The following is a 4,222-nucleotide window of genomic DNA, read 5'->3' as shown; positions in this document are numbered from 1 at the left end:
ACGGGAGGCGGCGGAGGCGGAGGGGGACGGAAGACGACGTCCACCTTCTTCTCCTTGATGACCTCCTTCACCGTGTTGGCCGCGGTCATCGCCGCCACGGCGATGAGTCCGAAGACGGCGACCGACGCGGTGGTGGAGAGCGCGAACCGCCGGGCAGCGGGGGCGCTGGAAGCGCTGTCGAACGTTTCGAACATGACGGGGACGCATATAGCGACACCGTGTGTCACGAAGGTTCAGGCTCCGTGACACTTTGCCCCCGGGCATGTCTCGATTGGGTCACGGACCGCGAGCGTTCAAGAATCCGCGCGGCAGGTGGGTCACGGTCTTGTCGGAAATCACCGCCGTGGGCGTTCCATGCCGCCGAGTCTGCCACAACAGGGCGATCAGCAGCGCGGCGTACGCCACCGCGAACGGACGCAAGAGCAACACGCGCCGGGCCACTTCCGCTCCCAGCACGGCGTCCGACACGGCCACGCCGATGAGGGCCACGATGGCCACGCACGCCTGCCCCAGGCGCGAGCGTCCCTCCAGCGCCACGCGGATCACCGGCCACGCGAGCAGGTAGTTCGCGCGCCACGCCAGCGGTGACAGCAGCGTCACGCCCAGGCAGCAGAACGCGAGCAGTTCCACCGGACCGGGCCGGGCCCACACGAGCGCGGCGATGAACAGCGCCATCGCCACGGCCTGCGCCAGCGTCATCGCGCCAGCGGGAGGGATGGAATCCGGAGGCAGCACCAGCGACAGCAGCAGCGTGGGCAGGCCTTGAGGGTTGTGACCCAGCGCCCACGGCGGCGTGGTTCGCGCCAGGATCTCCGTCCAGTCACGCAGCTGTGACAGCGTGCCCGTCCACCCGTAGCGGCCCAGCGTGGGCAGCACCAGCAGCACGCCGAAGAGGGCGGTGGTCCCCACCACGCGCCAGTGCCTGCGCGCCAGGAAGAACAGGCCCAGCAGCGCGGCCGGAGGCTTGAGCAGGCACGCCACGGCGAAGGCCGCGCCGGGACCCCACGCGCGGCCCCGCTCGGCGCCTACGGCCGCGAGCACCAGCAGCCACAGCAGCACGGCGTCCACCTGACCGTAGAAGATCTCGAAGGAGAACGCGGGCAGGAGCGCGGCGGTGGCGAGCACCGGCGCCCACGGCCATGGCGCCGCCTCATCACCCCTGGGCACCGCGCGGCGCGTGAGCACGGACACGGCGCCCAGCGCGAGCACGGAGCCCAGGTTCCACAGCGCCACGGCCGCGCGCGGGGGCAGGGCGGTGAAGGGCAGGAACAGGGGCGCGGTGACGGGCGCGTACTTGAACGGCATGGTGCCGTCTTCCGCGCGGTAGAGGTCCGTGCCGTCGCGGAAGCGCTCCGCGGCGGTGAGGTAGACGCGGAAGTCCGCGCCGCGCCGGGGATGCTGGCCCACCGCCACGGCCGCCACGGCGAGCACCAGCAACAACGCCCACTCCACCTTCAGGGATGCGCGTTGGCGGTGCTCGTTCACGGACAGGGACACGGTGGGGCGCGCACCATTCCACGCGGGGGCGCCCCGCCGCAATCACAGGCCGTAGGCTTCCAGCAGGCGCAGCCACACCTCGCTCACGGTGGGGTACGACGGCACCGCGTGCCAGAGCGTGTCCAGCGGCACCTCGCCCGCGACGGCGATGGTGGCCGCGTGGATCATCTCGCCCACGCCGGGCCCGGTGAACGTGGCGCCCACGATGACCCGGCGCTGCTCGTCCACCACCAGCTTGGCCGTGCCCTGGAGGTCCTTGCCCATGACGGACGCGCCGGCCACGTTGCCCAGCTCGTACTGCACGGTCTTCACCGGCACGCCCGCCTTGCGCGCCTTCTCCTCGGTGAGGCCCACGCTGCCCACCTGCGGGTGCGTGAAGATGACCTGCGGCGTGGCCTTCGCGTCCGCCCACGCCTTCGCGGGCTTGCCCAGCAGGACGTCGCCCAGCAGCCGCGCCTGGTACTTGCCCATGTGCGTGAGCAGGTTGCGGCCGTTCGCGTCGCCGCACGCATACAGCCAGCCGCCGTCCACGCCCGTGGCGCGCAGCTGATCATCCACCTCGATGGACGCGCCGGGCTTGAGCCCCACGGTGTCCAGCCCCAGGTCGTCCGTGCGCGCGGTGCGGCCCATGGCGACGAGCAGCGCGTCCGCGCGCAGCGTGTCCCCGCCGGTCAGCGTGATGGTGTATTCGCCCTGCGCGCCGGAGCGCTGCACCTTGGTGGCCTGCGTCTCCAGGAGCACGCGCACGCCGGAGTCGCGCAGCGCCTGGGCCACCTGCTCGCCCACGAAGGGTTCGAAGCGCTTGAGCACGCGGGGCCCGCGCTGCACCAGCGTCACCTCCGAGCCCAGCTCGCGCCACGCCTGCGCCAGCTCCACGGCCTCCACGCCGCCGCCCAGCACCACCAGCCGGCCCGGCACGGCCTTGGCGCCGGTGCCCTCGCGGTTGTCCCACGGGTTGGAGTCCTTGAGGCCCGCGATGTCCGGCAGGCGCGGCTTGCTGCCGGTGGCGACGACGACCGCCTGCTTCGCCTCCAGCTCGCGCACCTTGCCGTCCTTGCCGGTGACGGCCACCTTGCGCGGGCCGGTGAGCCGGCCGTGGCCGCGCATCACGGTGAGCTTCGCGCCCTCGGCCCACTTCACCTGGGACTTGTCGTCGTAGTTGGACACCATCTGGTCGCGGTGCTTGAGCACGGCGTCGGCCTTGAGCGGCCCCTGGATGAGCTCGCGCACGCCGGGCGTGTGCTTCGCGAGCCACAGCGTCTCACCGGGGTGCAGCAGCGCCTTGCTGGGCATGCAGGCCCAGTAGGAACACTCGCCGCCCAGAAGCTCGTGCTCCACCAGCGCGACCTTCAATCCGCCCGCCGCCGCGCGCGCGCCCGCGTTCTCTCCAGCGGGACCCGCCCCAATCACCACCACGTCGAAAGTCTCGGCCATGACGCCTCCTGGCCCCTGCTTGCCCCGGGATGGCCGTCCCGCCAATCCGACCGGCGCCGCGCGTCGGATGGTGGATGGAGCGGCTGGTCACCAGAGGACAGCCCCGCCTTTGTCAGGACCTGGAATGTCCCCGCGTCCAGGCGCGCACGGATGCGTGTGTCTCTTCCGCGTTCGTGGACGGTCCGTGCGGCGGATGCGCGGCGGGAGGTGTGCCATGGGACGTGTCGCCAAGGTGGTCTCGGTCCGCTCCGCGAGGGCTCGCTTCTAGCGTCACCGGAGGCGTGTCCGCGTGGGGGCACTCACGTGCACACCCGGCCGTGCTTCCGGCACGGCTTGCAGGAACCCGTCTTCTTTCATGTCCTCTTCCAGGCATCGCCGTACCCGCGCGTCCAACCGGCGCTCGGGCTCCTCGCTGTTCCATTCCGAAGTACCGTCCGCGCGTCACCTGCGCGTCCAGTCCACCCTCTCCGACGACGTCTCGCTGCTCTTCCGCGGCGAGCTGTCCGACCCCCGGCTCGAAGACGTCACCCTGGCGTCGTGCGAGCTGTCCTCCGAAGGCCGCACGGTGCGCATCGGCTACACGCTGCCGCACGACGCGGACCCCGCCGCCGTGAAGGAGGCCCTGTCCCGAGCAGAGGGCTTCCTGCGCTCGCGGCTCGCGCAGCACCTGAACCTCAAGCGCACCCCGCACCTGCGCTTCGTCCTCGTGGGCACCGCCCCGCGAACGGAGCCAGCGGAAGGAGGTGACTCATGATGCCCCGCGTCCTCGAAGTCCCACCGGGCGCGGTGCCGCTCCTCGCCTGGGCGCGCACGGTGCCTGTGGCGGCCCTGAAGCAGCTCCAGCAGCTGGCCGCGCAGCCCTACGTCACGGAGCACGTGGCGGTGATGCCGGACGTGCACCTCGCGTCGGGCGTGGCGGTGGGCACCGTCTTCGCCACCGAGGCCCACGTCGTCCCCGGCGCGCTGGGCAACGACCTGGGCTGCGGCGTGAGCGCGCACCGCTTCGCCTTCCCCGCCGCGTCCCTCTCGCGCGCGGACCTGGAGCGCGTCCTGTCCCAGCTCGCCCGGGTCATCCCGGTGGGGGACGCGGTGCACCGGGGCAAGGGCCTCCCCCTTCCTCCGGGGCTCGAAGCACCTCCGCTGTCCACCCACAAGCTCGCCCGAGCCTGGGAACGGCTGGCGCCGCGCCATCTGGGCACGCTTGGCGGGGGCAACCACTTCCTGGAGCTGGACCGTGATGGGGCCGGGGACCTCTGGCTGCTCATCCACTCGGGCTCGCGGGGCGTGGGGG

4 protein-coding genes and 1 pseudogene are annotated in these 4,222 nt (G+C 72.2%); 2 read left to right on the top strand and 3 right to left on the bottom strand.

Annotated features, from left to right (window positions below; genetic code table 11):
* The 3 genes and pseudogenes from D7X55_RS36775 to D7X55_RS36765 form a co-directional block, all read right to left on the bottom strand.
* Window positions 1–194, bottom strand: a pseudogene (locus D7X55_RS36775) (energy transducer TonB); the annotation flags it as partial.
* Window positions 195–276: 82 nt separating this feature from the next.
* Entirely contained in the window at window positions 277–1,497 is a 1,221-nt protein-coding gene (locus tag D7X55_RS36770; protein ID WP_233610289.1) for a glycosyltransferase family 87 protein, read from the bottom strand.
* Between the two features lie 42 nt (window positions 1,498–1,539).
* Window positions 1,540–2,931 (bottom strand): NAD(P)/FAD-dependent oxidoreductase, encoded by a 1,392-nt coding sequence (locus D7X55_RS36765; RefSeq protein ID WP_121725466.1) that lies wholly within the window; start codon window positions 2,929–2,931, stop codon window positions 1,540–1,542.
* A gap of 355 nt (window positions 2,932–3,286) precedes the next feature.
* Here D7X55_RS36765 and D7X55_RS36760 point away from each other — a divergent pair, with 355 nt between their 5' ends.
* A complete protein-coding gene (locus tag D7X55_RS36760) occupies window positions 3,287–3,685 on the top strand; it encodes a ribosome-binding factor A (RefSeq protein WP_121725465.1) in 399 nt (132 codons plus the stop codon).
* Window positions 3,682–4,222, top strand: a 541-nt coding sequence (locus D7X55_RS36755; RefSeq protein WP_147470364.1) for an RtcB family protein, incomplete at its 3' end; no start/stop codon positions are given. The genes D7X55_RS36760 and D7X55_RS36755, both read left to right, overlap by 4 nt.

Origin of the sequence: Corallococcus sp. AB049A, from assembly GCF_003668885.1 — a bacterium.
Lineage (GTDB): Bacteria > Myxococcota > Myxococcia > Myxococcales > Myxococcaceae > Corallococcus > Corallococcus interemptor.
This window is presented reverse-complemented; position numbering and strand designations above follow the sequence as displayed.